Source organism: Streptomyces sp. P6-2-1, assembly GCF_050613165.1.
GTDB lineage: Bacteria > Actinomycetota > Actinomycetes > Streptomycetales > Streptomycetaceae > Streptomyces.
On record NZ_CP192513.1, the window covers coordinates 3,512,454 to 3,537,937 of the forward strand.

The 25,484-nt window shown below is 69.4% G+C and carries 21 protein-coding genes; 11 read left to right on the top strand and 10 right to left on the bottom strand.

The genetic code is table 11. The features are described 5' to 3' along the window. Positions 1 to 356: 356 nt before the first annotated feature. The 3 genes from ACQYWQ_RS15135 to ACQYWQ_RS15145 all read left to right on the top strand — a co-directional run bounded on the left by ACQYWQ_RS15135 (position 357) and on the right by ACQYWQ_RS15145 (position 3,725). Positions 357 to 1,025 carry a PadR family transcriptional regulator gene (locus tag ACQYWQ_RS15135; protein ID WP_431035161.1) on the top strand — a complete coding sequence of 223 codons (669 nt, stop codon included), beginning with the start codon at positions 357 to 359 and terminating at the stop codon, positions 1,023 to 1,025. 55 nt (positions 1,026 to 1,080) lie between these two features. After that, complete coding sequence (locus ACQYWQ_RS15140; protein ID WP_431035162.1) at positions 1,081 to 2,163, top strand: inositol-3-phosphate synthase; 1,083 nt, start codon at positions 1,081 to 1,083, stop codon at positions 2,161 to 2,163. Positions 2,164 to 2,444: 281 nt separating this feature from the next. Further along, a complete protein-coding gene (locus ACQYWQ_RS15145; RefSeq protein WP_431035164.1) occupies positions 2,445 to 3,725 on the top strand; it encodes an MFS transporter in 1,281 nt (426 codons plus the stop codon). 76 nt (positions 3,726 to 3,801) lie between these two features. Here the strand turns inward: ACQYWQ_RS15145 and ACQYWQ_RS15150 are convergent, their stop codons facing one another. Further along, positions 3,802 to 5,271 (bottom strand): CCA tRNA nucleotidyltransferase, encoded by a 1,470-nt coding sequence (locus ACQYWQ_RS15150; RefSeq protein WP_431035166.1) that lies wholly within the window; start codon positions 5,269 to 5,271, stop codon positions 3,802 to 3,804. Positions 5,272 to 5,520: 249 nt separating this feature from the next. Between ACQYWQ_RS15150 and ACQYWQ_RS15155 the strand changes: the two genes are divergently transcribed. The 7 genes from ACQYWQ_RS15155 to trxA all read left to right on the top strand — a co-directional run bounded on the left by ACQYWQ_RS15155 (position 5,521) and on the right by trxA (position 15,258). Continuing rightward, positions 5,521 to 7,878: a DUF6049 family protein gene (locus ACQYWQ_RS15155; RefSeq protein WP_431035167.1), complete on the top strand. Its 2,358-nt coding sequence runs from the start codon at positions 5,521 to 5,523 to the stop codon at positions 7,876 to 7,878. A 47-nt stretch (positions 7,879 to 7,925) separates the two neighbouring features. Beyond that, the gene (murJ, locus tag ACQYWQ_RS15160; RefSeq protein WP_431035168.1) at positions 7,926 to 10,169 is read left to right on the top strand and encodes a murein biosynthesis integral membrane protein MurJ; all 2,244 of its coding nucleotides are present in this window, start codon (positions 7,926 to 7,928) and stop codon (positions 10,167 to 10,169) included. A 110-nt stretch (positions 10,170 to 10,279) separates the two neighbouring features. Next, positions 10,280 to 11,998: a protein kinase family protein gene (locus ACQYWQ_RS15165; protein WP_431035170.1), complete on the top strand. Its 1,719-nt coding sequence runs from the start codon at positions 10,280 to 10,282 to the stop codon at positions 11,996 to 11,998. Positions 11,999 to 12,030: 32 nt separating this feature from the next. Continuing rightward, on the top strand, positions 12,031 to 12,789 hold the full coding sequence (gene sigM, locus ACQYWQ_RS15170; RefSeq protein WP_431035171.1) for an RNA polymerase sigma factor SigM: 759 nt from the start codon (positions 12,031 to 12,033) through the stop codon (positions 12,787 to 12,789). A 443-nt stretch (positions 12,790 to 13,232) separates the two neighbouring features. After that, entirely contained in the window at positions 13,233 to 13,730 is a 498-nt protein-coding gene (locus ACQYWQ_RS15175; protein ID WP_431035172.1) for a hypothetical protein, read from the top strand. 149 nt (positions 13,731 to 13,879) lie between these two features. Further along, positions 13,880 to 14,872 (top strand): thioredoxin-disulfide reductase, encoded by a 993-nt coding sequence (trxB, locus tag ACQYWQ_RS15180; RefSeq protein WP_009067328.1) that lies wholly within the window; start codon positions 13,880 to 13,882, stop codon positions 14,870 to 14,872. Between the two features lie 47 nt (positions 14,873 to 14,919). Then, a complete protein-coding gene (gene trxA / locus ACQYWQ_RS15185; protein WP_431035174.1) occupies positions 14,920 to 15,258 on the top strand; it encodes a thioredoxin in 339 nt (112 codons plus the stop codon). 115 nt (positions 15,259 to 15,373) lie between these two features. Here the strand turns inward: trxA and ACQYWQ_RS15190 are convergent, their stop codons facing one another. The 9 genes from ACQYWQ_RS15190 to rpmH form a co-directional block, all read right to left on the bottom strand. Further along, positions 15,374 to 15,991, bottom strand: a complete 618-nt coding sequence (locus tag ACQYWQ_RS15190) for a GNAT family N-acetyltransferase (protein ID WP_431035175.1) — start codon at positions 15,989 to 15,991, stop codon at positions 15,374 to 15,376. A gap of 213 nt (positions 15,992 to 16,204) precedes the next feature. After that, positions 16,205 to 17,320, bottom strand: a complete 1,116-nt coding sequence (locus tag ACQYWQ_RS15195) for a ParB/RepB/Spo0J family partition protein (RefSeq protein WP_431035177.1) — start codon at positions 17,318 to 17,320, stop codon at positions 16,205 to 16,207. Further along, positions 17,317 to 18,396 carry a ParA family protein gene (locus tag ACQYWQ_RS15200; RefSeq protein WP_431035179.1) on the bottom strand — a complete coding sequence of 360 codons (1,080 nt, stop codon included), beginning with the start codon at positions 18,394 to 18,396 and terminating at the stop codon, positions 17,317 to 17,319. The genes ACQYWQ_RS15195 and ACQYWQ_RS15200 overlap by 4 nt, the downstream gene beginning before the upstream one ends. Positions 18,397 to 18,872: 476 nt before the next feature. Then, complete coding sequence (rsmG, locus tag ACQYWQ_RS15205) at positions 18,873 to 19,592, bottom strand: 16S rRNA (guanine(527)-N(7))-methyltransferase RsmG (RefSeq protein WP_431035180.1); 720 nt, start codon at positions 19,590 to 19,592, stop codon at positions 18,873 to 18,875. Positions 19,593 to 19,849: 257 nt separating this feature from the next. Then, positions 19,850 to 20,371 (bottom strand): protein jag, encoded by a 522-nt coding sequence (locus tag ACQYWQ_RS15210; RefSeq protein ID WP_431035181.1) that lies wholly within the window; start codon positions 20,369 to 20,371, stop codon positions 19,850 to 19,852. 15 nt (positions 20,372 to 20,386) lie between these two features. After that, on the bottom strand, positions 20,387 to 21,778 hold the full coding sequence (gene yidC / locus ACQYWQ_RS15215) for a membrane protein insertase YidC (protein WP_431035182.1): 1,392 nt from the start codon (positions 21,776 to 21,778) through the stop codon (positions 20,387 to 20,389). Positions 21,779 to 21,781: 3 nt separating this feature from the next. Then, a complete protein-coding gene (gene yidD / locus ACQYWQ_RS15220) occupies positions 21,782 to 22,177 on the bottom strand; it encodes a membrane protein insertion efficiency factor YidD (protein WP_164291866.1) in 396 nt (131 codons plus the stop codon). Continuing rightward, positions 22,174 to 22,545 (bottom strand): ribonuclease P protein component, encoded by a 372-nt coding sequence (gene rnpA / locus ACQYWQ_RS15225; RefSeq protein ID WP_431035183.1) that lies wholly within the window; start codon positions 22,543 to 22,545, stop codon positions 22,174 to 22,176. The genes yidD and rnpA overlap by 4 nt, the downstream gene beginning before the upstream one ends. Before the next feature lie 21 nt (positions 22,546 to 22,566). Beyond that, positions 22,567 to 22,704, bottom strand: a complete 138-nt coding sequence (rpmH, locus tag ACQYWQ_RS15230) for a 50S ribosomal protein L34 (RefSeq protein ID WP_003956500.1) — start codon at positions 22,702 to 22,704, stop codon at positions 22,567 to 22,569. 471 nt (positions 22,705 to 23,175) lie between these two features. Here rpmH and dnaA point away from each other — a divergent pair, with 471 nt between their 5' ends. Next, complete coding sequence (gene dnaA, locus ACQYWQ_RS15235) at positions 23,176 to 25,290, top strand: chromosomal replication initiator protein DnaA (protein WP_431035185.1); 2,115 nt, start codon at positions 23,176 to 23,178, stop codon at positions 25,288 to 25,290. Positions 25,291 to 25,484: the final 194 nt, after the last annotated feature.

A 25,484-nucleotide genomic window follows, 5' to 3' on the forward strand; every position in this document is an offset into this window, starting at 1 on the left:
TCGGGCAGGCGCAGGCTTACGCGCCTGGAAACGGCGACTGAAGCGGTTCCCCCGTCGTGGCGCGGAGCCCTCAGCGGGTTCGCGCGCACTACGTCTGGGACGACGACGTTCCCGGGCGCCTCATGGTTCCCGGTGGACAGCATGGCGCCCAGACTACGCATCGGCTCAACGCACAGACTCCGAAGTTCACCCCAAAACAGGCAACTTGCTCCCATCCTCACAGGGATGTGACGCCGGTCACGAGCCCCCCACTTGTCGTCCCGAGGACACCGCTCTATCGTGCTGATGTATCGAGTCGATACATCAGCACGAGATAAAGACGCGCTACGGCGGTCCGGGAGAAGGAGGAGGAGAGGATGAGCCGACGTGCGGGCATCCTTGAGTTCGCCGTTCTCGGTCTGCTGCGCGAATCCCCCATGCACGGCTATGAGCTGCGGAAACGCCTCAACACCTCACTGGGGGTGTTCCGGGCCTTCAGCTACGGAACGCTTTATCCCTGCCTCAAGACGTTGGTGGCGCGGGGCTGGCTGGCCGAGGAGTCGGCTGCCGCCCCGGGCGAACCCGCCACTGCCCTCTCCGGGCGGCGCGCGAAGATCGTCTACCGGCTGACCGCGGACGGCAAGGAGCACTTCGAGGAGTTGCTCTCCCAGACCGGCCCGGACGCCTACGAGGACGAGCACTTCGCCGCGCGCTTCGCTTTCTTCGGCCAGACCTCCCGGGATGTACGCATGCGCGTCCTGGAAGGCCGTCGCAGCCGGCTGGAGGAGCGCCTGGAGAAGATGCGGGCCTCACTCGCCCGCACCCGGGAGCGTCTTGACGACTACACCCTCGAACTCCAGCGTCATGGGATGGAATCCGTGGAGCGCGAGGTGCGCTGGCTCAACGAGCTGATCGAGAGCGAGCGCGTGGGCCGCGACCTGCGGACCTCCCGGCCGGGGGACGCGGAGCGGCAGAAGGGAGCGCCGGGCGATCTGCCCCGGCCCGGGAGCGACTCCCGGCCGGATTCGCCTGGCACGCCCACCTGAGACCGCAGCACCGCGGCTCTCATAGGACTCAGAGATCACACAGGGAGCAACCGGAATGAGTTCGGTTCGCGTAGCCATTGTCGGCGTGGGCAACTGCGCCGCCTCGCTGGTGCAGGGCGTCGAGTACTACAAGGACGCCGACCCGGAGGGCAAGGTCCCGGGTCTCATGCACGTGCAGTTCGGCGACTACCACGTCAAGGACGTCGAGTTCGTCGCCGCCTTCGACGTGGACGCCAAGAAGGTCGGTCTCGACCTCGCGGACGCCATCGGCGCCAGCGAGAACAACACCATCAAGATCTGCGACGTGCCCAGCACCGGTGTCTCCGTGCAGCGCGGCCACACTCTCGACGGTCTCGGCAAGTACTACCGCGAGACGATCGAGGAGTCCGGCGAGCAGCCGGTCGACGTCGTCCAGGTGCTCAAGGACCGTCAGGTCGACGTCCTCGTCTGCTACCTGCCGGTGGGTTCCGAGGACGCCGCGAAGTTCTACGCCCAGTGCGCCATCGACGCCAAGGTCGCCTTCGTCAACGCCCTCCCCGTCTTCATCGCGGGCACCAAGGAGTGGGCCGACAAGTTCACCGAGGCCGGTGTCCCGATCGTCGGCGACGACATCAAGTCCCAGGTCGGCGCCACCATCACGCACCGCGTGATGGCGAAGCTCTTCGAGGACCGCGGTGTCGTCCTCGACCGCACGATGCAGCTCAACGTCGGCGGCAACATGGACTTCAAGAACATGCTGGAGCGCGAGCGCCTGGAGTCCAAGAAGATCTCCAAGACGCAGGCCGTCACCTCGCAGATCCCCGACCGGGACCTCGGCGCCAAGAACGTGCACATCGGCCCGTCCGACTACGTGCAGTGGCTCGACGACCGCAAGTGGGCCTACGTGCGCCTCGAAGGCCGCGCCTTCGGCGACGTTCCGCTGAACCTGGAGTACAAGCTGGAGGTCTGGGACTCCCCGAACTCCGCCGGCGTCATCATCGACGCGCTCCGCGCCGCGAAGATCGCCAAGGACCGCGGCATCGGCGGCCCCATCCTCTCGGCCAGCAGCTACTTCATGAAGAGCCCGCCGGTCCAGTACTTCGACGACCAGGCCCGCGAGAACGTCGAGAAGTTCATCCGCGGCGAGGTCGAGCGCTGAGCGACTGACGCTCCCTCCGGCCCGCCCTCCCCTCCGGGGTGAGCACCGGGGACCGCGCCCGCGAAGGGGCCCGTACCGCGCTGGTACGGGCCCCTTCGCCGTAGTCCGTCGCCGTAGTCCGTCGCCATAGTGCGGGGGAGGGGTGGACGAGCACGGGCGCCGGGGGACCAGCCCGCTTTCGCTCGATCGTCTCCCGGTCTTCTCCCGGCCCCCTCCTCGGGCCCACTCTTCGCCCCCTACCGCGCGCAGCGCTTCCTACCAGGCATGTGAAGCTGTGCCGCATGGCTGTCGTCCCCGATCTCCGTCTCCTGCTGAAGCTGGGAGGCTTCCGCCGCCTGCTCACGGTGCGGCTGCTCTCCCAGGCCGCTGACGGTGTCTTCCAGGTCGGTCTCGCCACCTACGTCGTCTTCTCCCCCGAGAAGCAGGCGACCCCGGGTCAGATCGCCTCCGCGATGGCCGTCCTGCTGCTCCCGTACTCCCTCGTCGGCCCCTTCGCCGGCGTCTTTCTCGACCGCTGGCGGCGCCGCCAGGTCTTCCTCTACGGGAGCCTGCTGCGCGTCCTGCTCGCCTCGCTCACGGCCGTCCTGATCCTCGCCCGCATCCCCGACTGGCTCTTCTACGTGGCGGCCCTGTGCGTGACCGCGGTGAACCGCTTCGTCCTCGCCGGGCTCTCCGCCGCGCTGCCGCGGGTCGTCGACGGCCCCCGACTCGTCGTGGCCAACGCGCTCTCCCCGACCGCCGGGACCCTCGCGGCCACGGCGGGCGGCGGTCTCGCCTTCCTCGTCCGGCTACTCGGCTGGGACTCGGACGCCGCCGTCCTGCTGCTCGGCGCCGCGCTCTACCTCGCCGCCGCGGCCACCTCGCTCCGTATCCCGGTCGACGCCCTGGGCCCGGGCCGCGAGGAACTCCCCCGCGCCCACGTGCGCGCAGCGCTCGCCACAGCCGCGCAGGGCCTCCTCCAAGGCCTGCGCCACCTCGCAGCCCCCGCCCGCCGTCCCGCGGCACGCTCACTCGTCGCGATGACCCTCCTGCGCTTCTGCTACGGGGCCCTCACCGTGACCGTGCTGATGCTCTGCCGGTACGCCTGGTCGACGACGGAGGAGGACGGACTCGCCCTGCTCGGACTCGCCCTCGGTCTCTCGGCGGCGGGCTTCTTCGTCGCCGCACTGTTGAGCCCGTGGGCGATCCGCCGCTTCGGTCCGCTCGGCTGGATCGCGGGCTGCGCGGCCCTCGCGGTGGTGCTCGTCGGGCTCGCCGGTCCCTTCTTCGCCGAGGCGGTGATGATGGCGCTCGCCTTCTTCCTCGGCGTCATCACCCAGGGCGCGAAGATCGCGACCGACACCGTGGTCCAGTCCGAGGTCGAGGACGCCTACCGCGGCCGGGTCTTCTCCGTGTACGACGTGCTCTTCAACGTCGCCTTCGTCGGTGCCGCGGGAGCCTCGGCCCTCGTGCTGCCGGGAGACGGGCGCTCGGTCCCCCTCGTCCTGGGAGTCGCGGTGATCTACGCGGGCGTGGCCGCGCTCGCCGGGCGTGCGCTCCGCGTACCGGCACGGACGAACTGAGGCCGAGACGGATGTTTCACGTGAAACATCCCGGTGGACATCGCTGGATGTTTCACGTGAAACATCCAACAGCCCCTCACCGCGACTGTTCGGCCCACCACTCCCTGAGCGCCTCGCCGGCCGCCTCCTTGCCGAGGGGCCCCTTCTCCATCCGCAGATCGAGGAGAAAGGCGTAGGCCTTGCCGATCACGGGACCGGGGCTGACATCGAGGAGCGCCATGATCTCGTTGCCGTCCAGGTCGGGCCGGATCGCGTCCAGTTCCTCCTGCTCCTGCAACTCCTCGATCCGCTGTTCCAGACCGTCGTAGGCCCGAGCCAGGGCGTTGGCCTTGCGCTTATTGCGGGTCGTGCAATCGGAGCGGGTGAGTTTGTGGAGTCGCGTGAGCAGCGGGCCCGCGTCGCGCACGTACCGCCGCACCGCGGAATCGGTCCACTCACCGGTCCCGTAGCCGTGGAAGCGCAGGTGCAGTTCGATGAGCCGGGAGACGTCCCGGATCATCTCATTCGAGTACTTGAGCGCCGCGAGCCGCTTCTTGGCGAGCTTGGCGCCCACGATCTCGTGGTGGTGGAAGGAGACCCGGCCGTCGCCCTCGAAGCGCCGTGTCTTCGGCTTGCCGATGTCGTGGAGGAGAGCGGCGATGCGCAGAGTGAGGTCGGGACCCTCATCCTCCAGGTCGATCGCCTGCTCAAGGACGGTGAGCGAGTGTTCGTAGACGTCCTTGTGGCGATGGTGTTCGTCGCTCTCCAGACGCAGCGCGGGCAGCTCGGGAAGCACCTGCTCGGCGAGCCCCGTCTCGACGAGGAGCCGCAGGCCCTTCACGGGGTGGGCGGAGAGCAGCAGCTTGTTCAGCTCGCCCTGGACCCGTTCCGCCGAGACGATGTCGATGCGCTCGGCCATCGCCGTCATCGCGGCGACCACCTCAGGAGCCACCTCGAAGTCGAGCTGAGCGGCGAAGCGCGCGGCCCGCAGCATCCGCAACGGGTCGTCCGAGAAGGACGCCTCGGGGGTGCCCGGGGTACGCAGCACCTTGCCGGCGAGATCGTCCAGGCCGCCGTGCGGGTCCACGAAGCGCTTCTCGGGCAGGAACACCGCCATCGCGTTGACGGTGAAGTCCCGCCGTACGAGGTCTTCCTCGATCGAGTCTCCGTAGGAGACCTGCGGTTTGCGGGAGCTGCGGTCGTACGCCTCGGAGCGGTAAGTCGTGACCTCGATCTGGAAGCTCTGCTCCTGATCCCCGACGCGTGCCGACTTCTGGCAGCCGACCGTGCCGAAGGCGATGCCCACCTCCCACACCGCGTCCGCCCAGGGCCGTACGAGCGCGAGCACATCCTCGGGACGGGCATCCGTGGTGAAGTCGAGGTCGTTGCCGAGCCTGCCGAGCAGGGCATCCCGTACCGAACCCCCGACGAGCGCCAGCGTGAAACCGGCCTCCTCAAAACGGCGGGCGAGTTCGTCCGCGACGGGCGAGACGCGCAGCAGCTCGCTCACCGCGCGCTGCTGCACCTGGCTCAGTGCACTGCTGGGGTCATGGTTGGCATTCGGCACAACAGGAGAGGGTACGTGGCCGCGCCGCACCCTCCGAATCCTGTCTGAGCGCTTCCCACGGCCTTCACAAGATCGTCGAGCCCACTCCGCGGCACTTCGGCCCAGCTCGCCTCGTTACCATGCGTGGACGCATCAAGCGACAACCACCGACCACTGACGACGACGAGGACGGGCGAGCGCGTGGCCGAGGCGGCAGTTACCCATCGAACCCCCTGCCCCTCCCCTGCCCGGCGACGGCTGCGACGAGTGATGGCCGTCACGGCGGCGGTCCCTCTTCTCGGGCTCCTCACGCACCTCACCCCCGCCCAGGCCGACACCCCGCGACTGCCCGCGGCCGCCGAGCCCACCGGCTCCCGCACGGTCGACATCCAGCTCACCGGGCTGACGCCGGAGGCGCCCGAGGCCGGGGACACCGTCACGGTGACCGGGACTCTCACCAACCGCAGCAAGCAGACCATCACCGAGGCACACGTCGCCCTGCGCGTCGGGCAGTTGCTCAGCAGCCGCAGCGCGATCGACATCGCCGACGGCCGCTCCGGCTACACCCCGGGACTCGACGGCAACGAGATCGCCGACAAGTACGACCACAAGGTCGACAAGCTGAAGCCGAAGCAGGAGGAGTCCTTCACCCTCTCCGTGCCGGTCAAGGACCTCCAGCTCGGTGCCGACGGTGTCTACCAGATCGGTGTCTCCTTCGACGGCCGCACCAGCAGCGTCCCCTGGCAGGAGCAGGTCCTCGGGATCAAGCGCACCTATCTGCCCTGGCAGCCGGAACCCACCGCCCGCCAGTCACGGACGACGGCCCTCTGGCCGCTCATCTCGACCGCCCACATCGGAGCGCGCACCGTGGGCGGTGGCGACGACAACCAGAACAACGTCTTCGAGAACGACGACCTGGCGAAGGAGATCCTTCCCGGGGGCCGACTCGACCGCATGGTCTCGCTCGGCAAGAGCCTCGACGTCACCTGGGTGATCGACCCCGACCTGATCAACACCGTCTCCGACATGGCCAACGGCTACCGCCTCGCGGGCAAGGACGGCAAGACCGTCGCGGGGGCCAAGAAGAACCGGGACGCCGCGGCGAACTGGCTCAACGCCCTCGGCAAGGCCCTCAAGGGGCGCCCCGTCGTCGCCCTCCCCTACGGCGACCCCGATCTCGCCTCCATCGCGCACAACGGCGCCAAGATCCCCACCACGCTCGCCCGGCTCAAGACCGCCACCGACGTCGGCCGGCTCACCCTGTCGATCCCCGACACCGACTTCGACCTCAAGCTGAGCACGGACTACGCCTGGCCCGTGGACGGAGCGATCGACCGCTCGATCGTCGATGTGGCGACCTCGGCAGGCGCGACCAAGGTCATCACGCGCAGCGACAGCCTGAGCGAGCCCGACAGCCTCCTGTACACCCCCTCGGCCGCCCGGCCCATCGGCGGCGGCACCACGGCGATCGTCAGCGACACCCGCCTGTCCACCGCCTTCGACGGCTCCATGAAGTCGCCACAGAGCGCCACACTCGCGGTACAGCGCTTCCTCGCCCAGAGCCTGGCCCTCACCCGGCAGGACGAGCAGAAGCAGCGCACCGTCGTGATCGCCCCGCAGCGCACCCCCACGACGGACCAGGCCGAGGCGATGGCCACCGCGCTGCGCGCCCTCCAGGGCGGCCGCTGGTCGCTCTCCCAGGAACTCGACAAGACGGCGGACGCCAAGGCCGACCCGCAGGCGAACACGCGGGTACCGCCGCGCTCCGCCTACCCGAAGTCGCTGCGCAAGCAAGAGCTTCCCACCGCCGCCTTCACCTCACTGCTCACCACCCAGAAGGCGCTCGACAGCTTCCAGGAGATCCTTCAGAGGCCCGACCGCGTCATCACCCCGTTCGGACTCGCGATGGACCGCGCCGTCGCCACGTCGTGGCGTGGCCGGGCCGGTGAGGCGGCGACGTACCGCACCGACGTACGCAGCTACCTCGACTCCCTCGTCCGGCAGGTGCGGCTCATCCCGAAGACGGACGCGAAGCTCTCGGGGCACAGCGCCACCATCCCCGTCACGGTCCAGAACAACCTGCTCCAGGACGCGGAGCACCTCAAAGTGCGGCTGACCTCTACCAAGCCCACCCGCCTCAAGATCGGAGAGGGCCCCTGGGAGGAGCGCACGATCAAGATCGGTGCCGGGCACAGCCAGACGGTGAAGTTCGACACGACCATCAACGCCAACGGCCCCGTACTGGTGAAGGCGCAACTGGTCACGGACGACAACCGGCCCTACGGGCAGCCCGTCGAGTTCAGCGTGGACGCCACCGAGGTCACCTCGACCGTCATGCTGATCATCGCGGGCGGTGTCCTGCTCCTCGTCCTCGCCGGGCTGCGGATGTACACCCAGCGCAAGCGCCGCGCCCGCGAAGGCGGCGCCGGAGGCGGCGAGAGCGCCCCCGGCCCGCAGGGACCCGGGGACGGCGGCCCCGCCCCCGCGGGCGAGGGCACGCCGCAGGGCCCTGCCGCGGACGCCCCGGAGACCCCCGCGGAGAACCTTCCGAAGGACTCCGCGGCGCCCTCCGACACCGGAAGCGAAAACATCGAGCGCTCCGGTGCGGGTGAGAGAGTGGACCGCTGAGCAATGTCGTGGCTCCCGGGCCAGGGGACGATGAGGTGGGGTAGACCATGAACGCGCCGTACGACGGTGACCGCGGGCAGGGCGCGAGCGGCCCGGCCCCGGACGGGCAGCAGCCGCCAGGGCCGGAAGGCCCCGCCGCGCAGCCCGGCCCGGCACAGCCGTACCCGGGGCCCGCCCCCCAGCAGTACCCGCCGCCCCAGCAGGCCGCCCAGCCTCCGCACGCCCAGGACGCCTACCTCCAGGACGCCTACCAGCAGGACCCCTACCGCGGCCAGAACCCCTACGCCCAGGACCCTGTCACCGAGGCGTACTACGACCGCGCGGCACACCCCCCGCCGCCTCCCGGCACCTACCAGGAGAACGGCCCGCTCTACTCCCCCCCGCCCGCCGCTCCCCAGGGCCCCGACCCCCGGCTGTGGGCGCACACCCCCGCCCCCGAGCCCGAGGGGCCCTCGCAGCACCTGCCGTACGGGGACGACCCGCGCACGACGAAGTTCGTCGGCGTCGACCGCATCATCGGCGGGCGGCCCGGTGAGGAGCAGAACGCCTTCGCCCACCTCTACCGCGACCAGCAGGGCACCAGCGCCCCGGCTCCGCCACCCCCGGCGCCGGAACCCGAGCCCGAGGCTCCCGCCGCGGCGCCCGCGAAGGCCAACCGCGCCGCGAGCCTGCTGAAGTCCAGCGCGCTCATGGCCGCGGGCACGATCGTCTCCCGCATCACCGGCTTCCTGCGCACCCTCGTCGTCGCCGGAGCGATCGGCGTCGGCACGCTCAACGACACCTACCAGGTCGCCAACACCCTGCCGACGATGATCTACGTCCTCGTCGGCGGCGGCGCCCTCAACGCCGTCTTCATCCCGCAGCTCGTCCGCGCGATGAAGAACGACGACGACGGCGGCGAGGCGTACGCCAACCGGCTGCTCACCCTCGTCGTCACGCTCATGGCCGCCGTCACGCTCGTCTGCGTCCTGGCCGCCCCCCTCTTCATCCGGCTCATGTCGACGGAGATCGCGAACGACCCGTCGCAGCGCGCGGTGGCGATCGAGTTCGCCCGCTACTGCCTGCCGACGATGTTCTTCATGGGCGTCCACGTCGTCCTCGGCCAGATCCTCAACGCGCGCGGCCGCTTCGGCGCCATGATGTGGACCCCGGTCCTCAACAACATCGTCATCATCGCCACGTTCGGCGCCTTCATCTGGGTCTTCGGCGGCTACACCTCCTCCGGCGTGAACGCGGGGAACGTCACTCCGGACGGCGTCCGGCTCCTCGGCATCGGCACGCTGCTCGGCCTCCTCGTACAGGCGCTCGCGATGATCCCGTACCTCCGGGACGCCGGCTTCAAGCTGCGGCTGCGCTTCGACTGGCGCGGCCACGGCCTCGGCAAGGCGATCGGCCTCGCCAAGTGGACCTTCCTCTTCGTCCTCGCCAACCAGCTCGGCATGGTCGTCGTCACCCAGCTCGCGACCGCCGCCGGGCACGCCGCCGAGAAGAACGGCGTCACCGGCACCGGCATCACCGCGTACAACTACGCGCTGCTCCTGTGGCAGATGCCGCAGGCGATCATCACGGTCTCGGTCATGACCGCCGTCCTGCCACGCATCTCGCGCGCGGCGGCGGACGGCGACGCCGCCGCGGTCCGCGAGGACATCTCCTACGGGCTGCGCACCTCCGCCGTCGCGATCGTGCCGTGCGCCTTCGCGTTCCTCGCTCTCGGCGTGCCGACCACGCTCCTTCTCTACGCGGGCTCGGGCAGTGAGGGCGCGCGCGGCATCGGCTTCGTCCTGATGGCCTTCGGCCTCGGCCTCATCCCGTACTCGGTGCAGTACGTCGTCCTGCGCGGTTTCTACGCGTACGAGGACACCCGCACCCCCTTCTACAACACCGTGATCGTCGCCGTGACCAACGCGGCGGCCTCCGGGCTGTGCTTCCTCGTGTTCCCCGCCCGCTGGGCGGTCGCCGGGATGGCCGGCTCCTACGGGCTCGCCTACCTCGTCGGCGTCGGGATCGCCTGGCGACGGCTGCGCAAGCGGCTCGGCGGCGACCTGGACGGCGCGCATGTCGTACGGACCTACGCACGGCTCATCGGCGCCTCGATCCCGGCAGCCCTCGTCGGCGGCGGCCTCGCCTACGTCCTGCTCAAGGCGCTGGGCAACGGAGCGGGCGGGGCGCTGGTATCGCTCGTCGTGGGCGGTATCGCCCTGCTCGGAGTCTTCTACGTGGCGGCCCGGAGGATGCGCATCGCAGAGCTCAATTCCATGATCGGTATGGTGCGCGGACGGCTCGGCCGCTAAACGGGCACAACCCTCGGCACTCGCCGCGTGTCGTGCATTACGTCGGTCCGTGGGCACAATTGGTTCGGCGCCATCACAGGCGCGCAACGGATGGGGAGGCAGGGACGACGGTGGCGGAACGCAGCACGTCTGCCGTCGACGTGGCCCGGGAAAGCGGTGAGGAACCGCAGACCGCTCAGGCGGAGCAGGCCACGGCCGACGCGAAGGCCGGTGCCCCCGAGCGGGACACCGGCCACGAGGACACAGAGCACAGCGAGGAAGAGAAGAGCGAGGCGGAGCCCGCCGCCACGCCCCCCGAGCTGCACAGCGGCCACAAGCTGGCCAGACGCTACCGCCTGGAGGAGTGCCTCACCCGGCTCGACGGCTTCAGCAGCTGGCGCGCCGTCGACGAGAAACTCCGCCGTGCCGTCGGCGTCCACCTCCTGCCCGCCGATCACCCCCGCGCCCGCGAGGTCCTCGCGGCCGCCCGCTCCACGGCGCTCCTCACCGACCCGCGCTTCGTGCAGGTCCTGGACGCCGTCGAGGACAACGATCTCGTCTACGTCGTCCACGAGTGGCTCCCCGACGCCACCGAGCTGACCGCGCTGCTCGCCTCCGGGCCCCTCCAGGCGCACGAGGCGTACGAGATGGTCCGCCACGTCTCGCAAGCGATGGCGGCCGCCCACCGGGCCGGTCTCTCCCACCTCCGGCTCAACCCTGGCGCCGTGCTCCGCACCGCGAGCGGCCAGTACCGGGTTCGTGGGCTCGCGGTCAACGCCGCCCTGCGCGGCGTCACGAGCGAGGACCCCGCCCGCGCCGACACCGAGGCCATCGGCGCGCTCCTGTACGCGTCGCTCACCCAACGCTGGCCGTACGAGGACGATGCCTACGGCCTCTCCGGGCTGCCCAAGGGCGTCGGGCTGCTCCCGCCGGACCAGGTACGCGCGGGTGTCCACCGGGGCCTGTCGGAGCTGGCCGTGCGCGCGCTCGCCAACGAGGGCGCCACAGCCTCGCGCCAGGAGCCGCCCTGCACCACGCCCGCCGAGCTGACCGCAGCCGTCGACGAGCTGCCCCGCATCCGCCCGCCCGAGCCCGCGTACACCGCGCCGCCCGAGTACCAGGCACCCGCCTTCCCGCAGAACCCGTACGGACGCCCGCCCGCAGGCCCCACCCCGCCGCAGGCACCGGCAGCCCCACCGCCCCCGCTCCAGGGGCGTACCGGGCGCGCGCTCAAGTGGGGCGTCTCCGCGCTGCTCATCGTCGCTCTCGGCCTCGGCAGCTGGCAGCTCGCGGACACCTTCCTCGACAAGAAGCCCGAGAAGCCGCAGAGCGATTCAGCGATCGAGAAGGGCTCCGGCAAGAAGGCCGCCCCGGCCCCCAAGCTGCTCCCCATCAAGGGCGCGGCCGAGTACTACCCGGACGGCACCCCGCAGCACACCGACCAGGTGGGGCTCACCTACGACGGCAAGAGCGACACCTACTGGCGCACCAAGTTCTACACGGACGGCCCGGACCTGAACCCGGCGTTCAAGAAGGGCGTGGGCATCACCTACGACCTCGGAGCCGAGAAGAACCTCTCCCGGGCGACGATAGACATGCTGTACCCGGGCGATCACACGACCGTGACGCTCTACGCCACCGATTCGCTCTCCACCTCCGCCCCGCTCTCCGGGATGAAGGAGATCGCGAAGGACACCACTACCGGCTCCAAGCTCGCGATCAAGGCCAAGAAGCCCGTGAAGACCCGCTACGTCGTCATGTGGATCACGGCCATGCCGTACGCGGCCAAGGACGGCTACAGCGGTGCCGGGTACAAGCAGGCCATTACCGATGTGACGTTCATGGGCTAGGTTCGAGGCGGCGTCCGCCGGGGGAGGGCAGCGTGGACGAAGGCCGGTACGGCGAACTCAGCGACCATGACCTGCTCGCCCGGCACGTCGCGGGCGAGCACGAAGCCTTCGGCGAGCTCGTGCGGCGCCACCGCGAACGGCTCTGGGCCGTCGCCCTGCGCACCCTCGGCAACCGCGAGGACGCCGCCGACGCCGTACAGGACGCCTTCGTCTCCGCCTACCGCGCCGCCCACACCTTCGGCGGCCGCTCCGCGGTGACCACGTGGCTCCACCGCATCACCGTCAACGCCTGCCTCGACCGCGCCCGCAAGGCGGAGGCCCGCCACACCTCGCCCGTCGAGGACACCGTCCGCCTGGAGCACCTGCTCCGCCCCGAGGAATCCGCCGAGGCCCCGGCCGAACGGGCCGATCTGCACCGCGAACTCCTCGCCGCCCTGCGTACTCTCCCGGCCGAACAGCGCGCCGCCCTCGTCCTCGTCGACATGCAGGGCTATCCCGTCGCCGAGGCCGCCCGCATCCTCGATGTGGCGCCAGGAACGGTCAAGAGCCGGTGCGCCCGCGGCCGCGCCCGTCTCCTCCCGCTGCTCGCGCATCTCCGGGCAGGGTCCGCGGAGCAGGGAGCGCCCCCGGCACGGCACAAGAGGCCGAACGGAACGGCCACCCCGAGATCCGTTCCCCCGCCGGCTCGAAAGGAGCCCCGCGAGGGGAACCAGGAAGCGGGCACTCCCGTCCCACCGCAAGCAGATCCCCAGGACCACACGACGGCACAGGACGGAGGTGGGCAAGCATGACCACGCGAGCGGAACCGACCGAACACCCCGCTCCGGAGGAACTCGCCGACCTCGCCGAGGACCTTCTGCCGCCGGGGCAGAGCACCGCGCTGCGGGGCCACCTCACGCGGTGCCCCGACTGCGCCGAGGTGTACTCCTCGCTGGCGGAGATCCGTACGCTGCTCGGCGCCCTTCCTCCACCGCCGCCCCTGCCCGTGGACGTGAGCGTGCGCATCGACGCGGCGCTTCGCGCGGTGGCGGAGGAGGTGGATGTTCCACGTGAAACATCCACTGAGGCAGACGCCGAGGCCACGTCTGATGTTTCACGTGAAACATCACGTACGGCGCCCCCGCTCGACACTCATGTTTCACGTGAAACATCGCGGCGTACCCGGCCCACGCCCTCTCGCCCCGCTCCATCCGGCCCTGGGCGGAGCAGCACGCGGGGGAGGTCGAGGCGTCGCTTGTTCTGGGGCGGCACGGCCACGGTGCTCGCCCTGGGAGCCGGATCGCTGCTGCTTTCCTCCCTCGGCCCCGGCGAAGAGGAGCAGGCGCCTTCCGCCCAGCAAAGGCAGCAGTCCCTGGTCTTTTCCGGCAGCCCGCTGAAATCGGAGGTGAGTGCGCTGCTCCAGGACAGCGCGAGCACCTCGCCGAACTCTCCGAAGAGCGCGAGCACCGTCCCCGCGAGCACTCGGCAGCCGCAGGGCGAGACGGGCATCGAGACGCCTCTGCGTGCGGACACCCCCGTGGTGCCGCCATGTGTGACGTGGGGGATAGGACGCGAGGAGACAGCCCTCGGCGTGGAGAAGGGGACGTACCGGGGCCAGGAGGCGTACCTCGTCGTGCTCCCCCACCCCCACGACGCCGCACAGGTCACCGCGTACATCGTGGATGCCGCATGCGCCACCCTGCGCACCGCGATGAAGGGCGAGGTGCTTCTCACCTCGTCGTACCCGCGCTGAGTCCCTGCCCGCGCCCCCTTCGTCGGTACCGAGGGGCGGCGTGGGCCGAGCGGGAATGCCCGGCCCTTAGGATCGGTTGGGTGGGATGAAGGCACCGAGAGCCCTTCCCTCCGTAGTGGACGCAGTCGGCAGAGACGAGGAATCAAGCCGTGAGTGACGTGCGAAACGTGATCATCATTGGCTCGGGCCCCGCCGGTTACACGGCCGCCCTGTACACCGCGCGCGCGTCGCTCAAGCCGCTGGTCTTCGAGGGTGCGGTCACGGCTGGCGGTGCGCTGATGAACACGACCGAGGTGGAGAACTTCCCCGGTTTCCAGGAAGGCATCCTGGGTCCGGAGCTGATGGACAACATGCGGGCCCAGGCGGAGCGCTTCGGTGCTGAGCTGATCCCGGACGACATCGTCTCCGTCGACCTCACGGGCGAGATCAAGACCGTGACCGACACGACGGGCACCGTGCACCGTGCCAAGGCCGTCATCGTCACGACCGGCTCGCAGCACCGCAAGCTCGGTCTGCCGCACGAGGACGAGCTGTCCGGGCGCGGTGTCTCCTGGTGCGCGACGTGCGATGGCTTCTTCTTCAAGGACCAGGACATCGCCGTTATCGGCGGCGGCGACACCGCGATGGAGGAGGCGACCTTCCTCTCGCGCTTCGCCAAGTCCGTCACCATCGTCCACCGCCGGGACACCCTGCGCGCCTCGAAGGCGATGCAGGAGCGCGCCTTCGCCGACCCGAAGATCTCCTTCGTCTGGGACAGCGAGGTGGCAGAGATCCACGGCGATCAGAAGCTCTCCCACCTGACCCTGCGCAACCTCAAGACCGGCGAGCAGAGCGAACTCGGCGTCACCGGGCTCTTCATCGCGATCGGGCACGACCCGCGGACCGATCTCTTCCGTGGTCAGCTCGACCTCGACGACGAGGGCTACCTGAAGGTTCAGGCCCCCTCGACCCACACCAACCAGGCCGGTGTCTTCGGCGCGGGCGATGTCGTGGACCACACCTACCGGCAGGCGATCACCGCTGCCGGCACGGGCTGCTCCGCGGCCCTCGACGCCGAGCGATACCTCGCCGCCCTCTCGGACTCGGAGCAGACCGCCGAGCCCGAGAAGACCCCGGCTCCGGAGCAGACGGCAGCCGTCTGAACCGGTACCCCTCCACCCCACCCCCCGCTGGAACGAAGGAGCCCACTGTGGCTGGCAATCTGAAGAGCGTCACCGACGCCGACTTCGAAGAGGTCGTGCTCAAGAGCGACAAGCCCGTTCTCGTCGACTTCTGGGCCGAGTGGTGCGGTCCCTGCCGCCAGATCGCCCCGTCCCTGGAGGCCATCGCCAAGGAGTACGGCGAGCAGATCGAGGTCGTGAAGCTCGACATCGACACCAACCAGGAGACGGCGACCAAGTACGGCGTCATGTCCATCCCGACCCTCAACGTCTACCAGGGCGGGGAGGTCGTGAAGACGATCGTCGGTGCGAAGCCGAAGGCCGCGATCCTGCGCGACCTGGACGCCTTCGTGACGCCGACTGCCTGAGTCCCACGCGGCGCGCCCGCGCGCGGGGATAGTCCACAGCGGGGCCCATGTTTCACGTGAAACATGGGCCCCGCTGTTTCACGTGAAACAACGGGGCTCGCGCAGCATCGAGGCTTCAGAGCGGCCGCAGGGTCGGCTCTTTCTGCACCGCGCCGAGGAGCCGGTCGAGCGCGTGTTCCACGTCTTCCTTCCAGGAGACCGTGGAGCGAAGCTCCAGGCGCAGCCGCGGCCGCGTCGGGTGCGCTCGTACGGTCTTGAAGCCCACCGCCAGCAAGTGCTCTGCGGGCAGGAGACACGTGGCGGAAGCAGCCTGCGTATCCCCGAACGCCTCCACCGCCTTGAAGTTGCGGCGCAGCAGATCCTTCGCGACTGTCTGCACGAGTACGCGTCCCAGTCCCTGTCCCTGGTAGGCGGGGTGGATGCGCGCGGTCATGAGCTGGACGGCGTCCGGGCCGACCGGGCTTGTCGGGAAGGCCGTGGACCGGGGCACGTAAGCGGGAGGCGCGTAGAGCACGAAGCCCGCCGGGACGTCGTCCACATAGACGAGGCGGCCGCAGGAGCCCCACTCCAGGAGGACGCTGGAGAGCCAGGACTCCTTCTCCTGCGCGGCGATCCCCTGTGCCACAGCCTCCCCGCCTCGTACCGAGTCGAGTTCCCAGAAGACGCACTCCCGGCACGGGGTCGGCAGATCGGCGAGGTTGTCCAGGGTGAGAGGTACCAGGCGACGCCCCATGAAGGCAGTTCCTCACTTCCTTGGGCCACCGCTCCGGTCAACCGCCCTCCGTCGCGGGGGTGCTCACCGATGCCCGAAACGCCGGACCCGGTCGCATCGTATCCACGACACCACCGGGTCGACACCGCGAGCGAGCAAAGAGCACCACTTCCGGCCCACCGCACACGTCGGGGCCGATGTTTCACGTGAAACATCGGCCCCGACCGGGATGGATCAGCCTTCGTCCTCGTTCTTCTCGCTCTTCTCGTCCTGTGCCTCGGGCTGCGGAGAGAAGACCGAACCCTCGCCCGGGGCAAGCTGGGAGAGGATGCGCTGAAGGTCGTCCACTGAGGCGAACTCAACGACGATCTTCCCCTTCTTCTGACCCAGGTCCACCTTCACGCGTGTCTCGAAACGGTCCGAGAGCCGACCGGCCAGCTCACTGAGTGCCGGCGAGACCACCGAGCCCGCCCGCGGCTTCGGCGCGTTCTTTGCCGGGCCGGGATGCGAGCGCATGAGGTGGGTGATCTCCTCCACTGCGCGGACGGAGAGCCCTTCCCTGATGATCCGCTCGGCGAGCTTGTCCTGCTCGGCCGAGTCCTCCACCGACAGCAACTCCCGCGCGTGACCGGCGGAGAGCACTCCCGCGTCCACCTTCTTCTGCACGGAAGGCGAGAGCTTCAACAGGCGCAGCGTATTTGTCACCTGCGGCCGCGAACGGCCTACCCGCTTGGCCAGTTCCTCGTGGGTGCAGTTGAAGTCCTTGAGCAACTGCTCATAGGCGTGCGCCTCTTCGAGCGGCGTGAGCTGGGAGCGGTGCAGGTTCTCCAGCAACGCGTCCAGCAACAGCCGGTCGTCCTCCGTGGCCCGGACGATCGCAGGAATCGTCGTGAGGCCGGCCTCCTTACTGGCCCGCATACGTCGCTCACCCATGATGAGCTCGAACTGCTTCTCGTCGAGCTGGCGCACGACGACGGGCTGAAGCAGCCCCACTTCCTTGATCGAGTCGATGAGTTCGCGCAGGGCGTCCTCATCGAAGATCGCTCGCGGCTGATCGCGGTTCGGGATGATCTGGTCGAGCGGAAGCTCGGCGAAGAAGGCCCCTTCCGGCGCCGGAGGCAGACCGCCGCGCTGCTCCCTCTCCGATGTTTCACGTGAAACATCGCTCTCGACGGGTGTCGTCAGCTTGGCCGCTGCCACACCTCGCTCACCCAGTACGGGGCCGCCGGCCGCCGGTACACGCGGGCCGTCCGGCCGTGTGGCCGTAGCGGCGGCCGCCTTCTCCGCCGACGCCGCCGTCGGGATGAGGGCCTGAAGCCCACGCCCGAGCCCCCTGCGCTGTGTTGTCATTGTGTCCCCTCCACCATGCTGTGTTGTTCGGTCTCTGCGCCCGTGCCAGGGGCGGACTCCGGGACCTCGAAGACGCCCGCTCCCCGAAGCGCGATCTCGCGAGCCGCTTCGAAGTAGGAGAGGGCACCACTGGAACCCGGGTCATACGTCAGTACGGTCTGGCCGTAGCTGGGAGCTTCGGAGATGCGGACCGAGCGAGGAATGCTCGTCCGTAGTACCTCCGCTCCGAAGTGGCTGCGTACCTCATCGGCCACCTGTGAGGCGAGGCGCGTCCTGCCGTCGTACATCGTCAGCAGGATCGTCGAGACGTGGAGCGAGGGGTTGAGATGCCCTCGCACCAACTCGACGTTGCGCAGCAACTGCCCAAGGCCCTCCAGGGCGTAGTACTCGCACTGAATCGGGATGAGTACCTCGGCTCCGGCCACCAGTGCGTTCACGGTGAGCAGGCCGAGGCTGGGTGGGCAGTCGATGAGCACGTAGTCCAACGGCTGCTCGTATGACTGGATCGCCCGCTGGAGGCGGCTCTCCCGAGCCACCAGCGAGACGAGTTCGATCTCCGCGCCGGCGAGATCGATGGTGGCGGGGGCGCAGAAGAGACCTTCGACATCACGTACGGGCTGCACCACATCGGAGAGCGGCTTGCTCTCCACCAGCACGTCGTAGATGGACGGGACTTCGGCGTGGTGGTCGATCCCCAGGGCGGTCGAGGCGTTCCCCTGTGGATCGAGGTCGATCACAAGAACACGCGAGCCGAGCAGGGCGAGGGATGCGGCGAGGTTGACGGTGGTGGTGGTCTTCCCCACCCCGCCCTTCTGGTTCGCCACGATCATGATCCGGGTCTGTTCCGGACGGGGCATTCCCTCGGCGCTACGTCCGAGGGCCTCCGCGGCGGCGCGTTGGCCACCAGGAACGGCCGGGATGTTCTGAGCGGACGGCAATGTTTCACGTGAAACATCGCCCTCTGCTTCGGTACGGGGACCGGGGACCGGTTCGGTCATCGGTCCTGCGATAGGGGCATCGGACCGCAAGGATTCACCCTCCTCGACTTCAGGCTCGCGTTGAACAGAGCCTCCCATGCCGGGAGGCCCTGCAACCAGTGAGGTCCTGTCTTCTGTGGATAGACTCGCCCTTTCCGAAAATCCCGCCACTCTTCCGAGTGAGCGCTGTGCAGACTTCCCCGAAGTTTTCCCCAGGGGCCTGCGTTCGCGCGGTTCGGCTGCCGAGCGGCCCCGGCTGATGATGCCCTGAAGCAACGAGCGATGTTTCACGTGAAACACGATGCCGAGCCCCCCGCCCGGCGCGAGGCAGACACTCCGTCACCAAGGCCCTCCCCGCGCCGCCTACACCCCGCCGGGCGTACTCCCCACCGGTCGGCCCAAGCGGAGAGCCGGAACGGGCGAGTGCAGAGGGCACCCCGCTTGTCCCCCACCACCCGACGCGAAGGGCGGGGCGATGTTTCACGTGAAACATCGCCCCGCCCTTCGCTGAAGTGAGCACCCTCGCGAGGAAAGCTCCTCCTCGGAGACCGCCCTCCGTCTTCGGAGATGGCCGCTCAGCGTCGCCGCCGGGTCGTCCTTCCCGTCCTCGCCGCCTTCGCCCGCTTCGCCGCGAAGCGCACCCCGCCGGGGCTCTCTCCCACCTCGACACGGACAACGGTCGAGAGCGGGTCCACCAGACCCTCGCCGACGTGCACCACAGATGTGCGTACGGCGCCGAGCTTGCTCAGTGCGGCGCCCGCGTTGCGCACCTCTTCCTCAGCGGTATCGCCCTTGAGCGCCAGCATCTCCCCGTACGGCCTCAGGAGCGGAACACCCCAGCCGGCGAGCCGGTCCAGGGGGGCCACGGCACGGGCGGTCACGACGTGGACGGGCTGGAGAGTGCCGAGCACTTCCTCGGCCCGGCCGCGGACAACTGTCACGTGGTCGAGGCCGAGGAGTTCCACGACCTCGGTGAGGAAGTTGGTGCGCCGCAAAAGCGGCTCGAGAAGGGTGATCTTGAGGTCCTTGCGGACCAGAGCGAGGGGGATGCCCGGAAGCCCGGCGCCCGAGCCCACATCGCAGACGGTGACCCCTTCGGGGACGACTTCCGAGAGCACCGCGCAGTTGAGGAGATGGCGCTCCCAGAGCCTGGGCACCTCGCGTGGGCCGATGAGCCCTCGGCGTACCCCCGCGTCGGCGAGGAGTTCCGCGTACCGGACCGCGTCGGCGAAGCTCTCGCCGAAGACCTGCCTGGCTACCTCCGGGGCCGGGGGGAGCTGTGCTGCCTCCGTCACGGGGACCGTCCTTCCGTACCGCGCTCTCGCGCCCGGCCGCGGTGGCCGGGGGCTCGTTCCTGGAACAGCTTCGTGAAAAGGGAAAAGGAAGAAGAGGGACTGGGACGCCGGGGACACCCGACGCAGACCGGCCCCGCCTGTGGTCAGACGGGGCCGGACACGGGAACTGCGGGGCCGGGGCGGCCCGGGACCGGGGTGCCCGGCCCCTCGGGGGCGCGACCGGTACGGACGTACCGGATACGGCCGTGCCCGCCGACTCAGGCAGGCAGGACGACGACGAACCGCTCCGGCTCCTCGCCTTCGGACTCGCTGCGCAACCCCGCCGCCTTGACCGCGTCGTGCACGACCTTGCGCTCGAAGGGCGTCATGGGCCGCAGCCGGACCGGCTCACCGCTGCTCTTCGCGTCGGCGGCGGCCTCGGCGCCCAGCTCGCTCAGCTCCTGGCGCTTCTTCGCCCGGTAGCCCGCGATGTCCAGCATCAGCCGACTGCGGTCACCGGTCTCCCGGTGCACGGCGAGCCGGGTCAGCTCCTGGAGTGCTTCCAGGACCTCGCCGTCACGGCCGACGAGCTTCTGGAGGTCACGGCCGTTGTCGCTGACGATGGAGACCGCGGCACGATCGGCCTCGACGTCCATGTCGATGTCACCATCGAGGTCGGCGATGTCGAGCAGACCTTCGAGGTAGTCCGCAGCGATCTCGCCTTCCTGCTCCAGGCGGCTGAGCGAGTCGCCACCGTCGATGGACTCCTCGGGAGCGGCGGAGGTAGTGCCTTCCGTCACGGGCTGGACTCCTTCTTACTTCTTGGAGGACGGGTGCTTGGGCCGCTGCTGGCCGCCCTTGCGCTGACCCTGCTTGGCCTGGGAGCCGGACCCGGACGCACCGGATTTGCCGCCCCCCGCGGGCTTCGCGGCGGTGGAGCCGCCACCCGTGTTCTTGCCCGCGCTCTTCTTCCGCGCGGGCTGGTTGCCACCCTTGGCGGCACCGCCCTGCCGCTTGCCCCCGCTCGTGCCGGAGCCGCCCGCTGCGGCGCCCTTGCCCGTGTCGGAGGAGTCCGCACCCGTACCGGATGCCGAGCCGCCGCTCGCGGCGGTGCCGGAGCCTGCCGCACCGGACTGCCGCTGCGACTTCGACTGCCGCTTCGGCTGCTGACGGCGCGGCGTGCCACCCCCGGTGGTCTCGTCGCCCTCAAGGGTCGCGACCGCGCTCTCGCCCTTCTCGATGTTGCCGTCGGTCTGGGCGGCGAAGCCCGCCTTGCTCAGCCCGTTGATGAACTTCCGCTCGGCCTCGTTGCGCTCCCGGCCCTTCGCGACGATCGCCTTGATCGCGGTGCGGTCGCGCTTGGTGCGGACCTTGCCGGTGTGGGTGAGGTGCTTGAGCTGGCGCTCCAGGTAAGCGGCCTGGGCCTTGGAACCGGGCGTCGGGTTCTGGCGGATGACATACATCTGCTGGCCCATCGTCCACACGTTGGTGGTCAGCCAGTAGAGGAGGACACCGACAGGGAAGTTGATGCCGAAGACCGCGAACATCAGCGGGAAGACGTACATGAGCATCTTCTGCTGCTGCATGAACGGCGTCTTCACCGAGGTGTCGACGTTCTTCGTCATCAGCTGGCGCTGCGTGAAGAACTGCGAGGCCGACATCAGGACGATCATGCAGGCGGTGATGATGCGCACCGTGGTGAGGGAGGCGTCACCGAGCGGGTCACCGTGCAGGAACTTCGCGGCGAGCGGGGCGCCGAAGATGTGCGCGTGCTGCGCCGACTCCAGCAGCGTGTCGTTGATGACGCCGATCTTCTTGTTCGACGCGATGCCGTCGAGCACGTGGTACAGCGCGAAGAAGAAGGGCGACTGAACGAGGATGGGAAGGCACGAAGCGAGCGGGTTGGTACCCGACTCCTTGTACAGCTTCATCATCTCTTCGCTCTGGCGCTGCTTGTCGCTCTTGTAGCGCTCCTGGATGCGCTTCATCTCGGGTTGCAGCGTTTGCATCGCTCGGGTCGCCTTGATCTGCTTCACGAAGAGCGGGATCAGGCAGATCCGGATGATGATCACGAGGGACACGATGGACAGGCCCCAGGCCCAGCCGGTGTCAGGGCCGAAGATCCATCCGTAGAGCGTGTGGAACTGCACGATCACCCAGGAGACGGGTGTCGTGATGAAACTGAACCAACTGGCAATCGTGTCCACTAATCAGGCTCCTTGAGCGGGGGACGGGGTCTCGGCGACCGGGCTGGATGAGTCCGGGGCACTGACCCCGGCCGGGGCACCACCCTCGGGGGGCGTACCGCCCTCGGGAGACACAGGCGTGGCGGCGGGTCCCTGGGACCGCGACCGCCAGGCAGCACGCAGCGCCTCGTGCCATCGGGGGCGCTTGCGCGGTGGTACGTGATCGACCCCACCGTGCGACCAGGGATTGCAGCGCAGGATGCGCCAGGCGGTCAACGCCGTCCCTTTGATCGCTCCGTGGCGGTCGATGGCCGTGAAGCCGTAGTGGGAGCACGACGGGTAGTACTTGCACACCGGCCCGAGCAAGGGGCTGATGGTCCACTGGTAGAGCTTGATCAGCGCGAGCAGTGGGTACTTCATCGGGTGCCCCCTCCCAGCAGCCGCTTCAGGGCGGCGTCGAGGTCTCGGGCCAGTTGGGCGTGATCGGCGTCGCCCGCCCCGGGCAACGCGCGTACGACCACCAGGCTACCGGGGGGAAAGAGCGAAAGGCGGTCCCGTACGAGGTGACGAAGCTTCCGCTTCACCGAGGTGCGCACCACGGCCTTGCCGACCGCCTTGCTCACGACGAAACCCGCACGCACCGGGGGAGTGTTCTCCCCGGTGGCGTGCGGGTCCGTGGAACCGCTTTTGAGATGGACGACCAGCAGCGGGCGACCCGCGCGGCGTCCTCGGCGTACTGCGGTCGAGAAGTCCTCGCGCCGCCTCAGCCTGTTATCAGAAGGCAGCACGGCGTCATGACCTGTACAGGATCAGGCGGACAGACGGGCGCGACCCTTGCTGCGGCGGGACGCGAGAATCGCGCGGCCGGCACGGGTACGCATCCGCAGCCGGAAGCCGTGGGTCTTGGCGCGACGACGGTTGTTCGGCTGGAAGGTGCGCTTGCTCACTCGGGGGCTCCAGAAAAGATCGATAGGTGGCGGGCGTCGCCCTGGCTGTCACCGTGCGCCCACGAGTAGCTCGTTCAACGCACCGAGTGCACCGCTTTGTATTGATCACCCGGACCGCGACTCATCGGAATCGTGAAGTTCGGTTGCGATCCATGCCCATCGGAGGCAGGCGGCAGCAGCCATCGACAACTCGACCTGTGCACGGTACGCGGGCGGGCCTCTTCCGGTCAAACCAGGTCGGGTGCGCGACACTGTGCACAGGCTGTGGACAACAACTTGAACCGTACAGGCCCCGATGACTACCGTGGCTGGACTGGAATCCCCGTGCCTTGTGCCGCGCCGCCGCCCGGAAAGCCTCTCCGGATGCCGCGGCCGAGCCCCAGCCACTGATCCACCCCGATCCGACCTGTGTGAACCCGCCCCGGAACCACTCCACGGAGTGCGCCGGAACCGTGTGAGAGAGCGTGCCCTGTGGCTGATGTACCCGCCGATCTTGCCGCAGTGTGGCCGCGCGTGGTGGACCAGTTGCTCGGTGAAGGCCCCGACAGCAGGGCTCCGGGCGTCGAGGGCAAGGACGAGCACTGGGTACGGCGCTGCCAGCCTCTCGCGCTCGTCGCCGACACGGCGCTGCTCGCGGTGCCGAACGAGTTCGCCAAGACGGTCCTGGAGGGCCGGCTCGCCCCGGTCGTGAGCGAGACGCTCAGCCGCGAGTGCGGGCGTCCGATCCGTATCGCGATCACGGTCGACGAGTCGATGGGCGACGCGCCCGCGGCGCCTCGCTACGAAGAGCCCGTCCAGGTACCGCGGCCGCGTTTCGAGGAACCGGCACAGCCGCGGTACGACGAGCAGGGCCGCTACGAGATCGAGGCCCAGACCCTGTACGAGCCGCCGATCGAGCGCGGCGCGCACGTCCGCCCCGTCTACCACGAGTACCAGGCGCCGGGGTCCTGGCCGCGCGTGCACGAGGACTACGGCTGGCAGCAGCAGCGGCTCGGCTACACCGAGTCCGACGCGTACGGCCAGGGCGGCCGCGGCGACTACCGGCAGGCACCGGCCGAGCGCTCCCCGTACGAGAAGCAGGACGGACGCGAGGGGCGCGACGGACGCGAGGGCCGGGACGAGCAGCGGTACGAGCAGCCGGAGCGCGGCGACCGCGCGGACCGCGCCGAGCGCTTCGACACGGGTGACCGGTACGAGTCGGGCGAGCGGTACGAGTCCGGAGACCGGTACGAATCCGGCGAGCGGTACGAGCAGGAGCGCCCGGCTTCCCCGTACGAGCAGCAGCGCGGCACGTATGAGAAGCAGGGCGCTCGGGGTGGGTACGGGCGTGGCTACGAGGAGCAGCGGCCGCGCGAGGAGGTGCGCGGGTACGAGGAGCACGGCGCCGGTGAGCAGCGGGAGCGCGGCGAGGAGCCGACGCGGCCGGGGCCCGGAAGGCAGCGCGGTCCCGGCGGGGTGCCGCTGCCCGCGCAGGGCAGCCCTTCGCTGGCGCCGAGCGGGGCTCCCGGGCCACTCGCCGCGCAGCCCGCGCCCGCCACGGGACCGGGTGAGCCGACGGCGCGGCTGAACCCCAAGTACCTCTTCGACACCTTCGTGATCGGTGCGTCGAACCGTTTCGCGCACGCGGCCGCGGTCGCGGTCGCCGAGGCACCGGCGAAGGCATACAACCCGCTCTTCATCTACGGCGAATCCGGTCTCGGCAAGACGCACCTGTTGCACGCGATCGGTCACTACGCGCGCAGCCTCTATCCGGGGACGCGGGTGCGGTACGTGAGTTCGGAGGAATTCACCAACGAGTTCATCAACTCCATCCGCGACGGCAAGGGCGACAGTTTCCGCAAGCGGTACCGCGAGATGGACATTCTGCTGGTCGACGACATCCAGTTCCTCGCGGACAAGGAGTCGACGCAGGAGGAGTTCTTCCACACCTTCAACACGCTGCACAACGCGAACAAGCAGATCGTCCTCTCCTCCGATCGTCCGCCGAAGCAGTTGGTGACGCTTGAGGACCGGCTCAGGAACCGTTTCGAGTGGGGACTGATCACGGATGTCCAGCCACCGGAGCTGGAGACCCGGATCGCGATCCTTCGCAAGAAGGCGGTCCAGGAGCAGCTCAACGCCCCGCCCGAGGTGCTGGAGTTCATCGCCTCGCGCATCTCGCGGAACATCCGCGAGCTGGAGGGCGCGCTCATCCGGGTGACCGCCTTCGCCTCGCTGAACAGGCAGCCCGTTGATCTCGGCCTCACCGAGATCGTGCTCAAGGACCTCATCCCGGGCGGCGAGGACGCCTCGCCCGAGATCACGGCATCCGCGATCATGTCCGCGACCGCCGACTACTTCGGGCAGACCGTCGAGGACCTCTGCGGCTCCTCCCGCAGCCGGGTTCTGGTCACGGCACGGCAGATCGCGATGTATCTGTGCCGCGAACTGACCGATCTCTCGCTGCCGAAGATCGGCGCGCAGTTCGGCGGCCGCGACCACACGACCGTCATGCACGCCGACCGAAAGATCCGCGCGCTCATGGCGGAACGACGCTCGATCTACAACCAGGTCACGGAGCTGACGAACCGGATCAAGAACGGTTAGCTGGCGGTTGGTTGGGGCGGGGAGGGTCGGCTCCCGGGGGGCGTCTCCCGGGGGGGCGGCTCCCGTCTCCCCGGGGCGTCTCCAGGCAGCTCCCAGCGGGGAGAGCCGTCTCTTAGTGGGGGGCGGGGTGGTTCGGTCACGTGCGCGATCCGGGGGCGCTGGTCGGGGGCGTGCGGGGCGCGGATCTGTGCGAC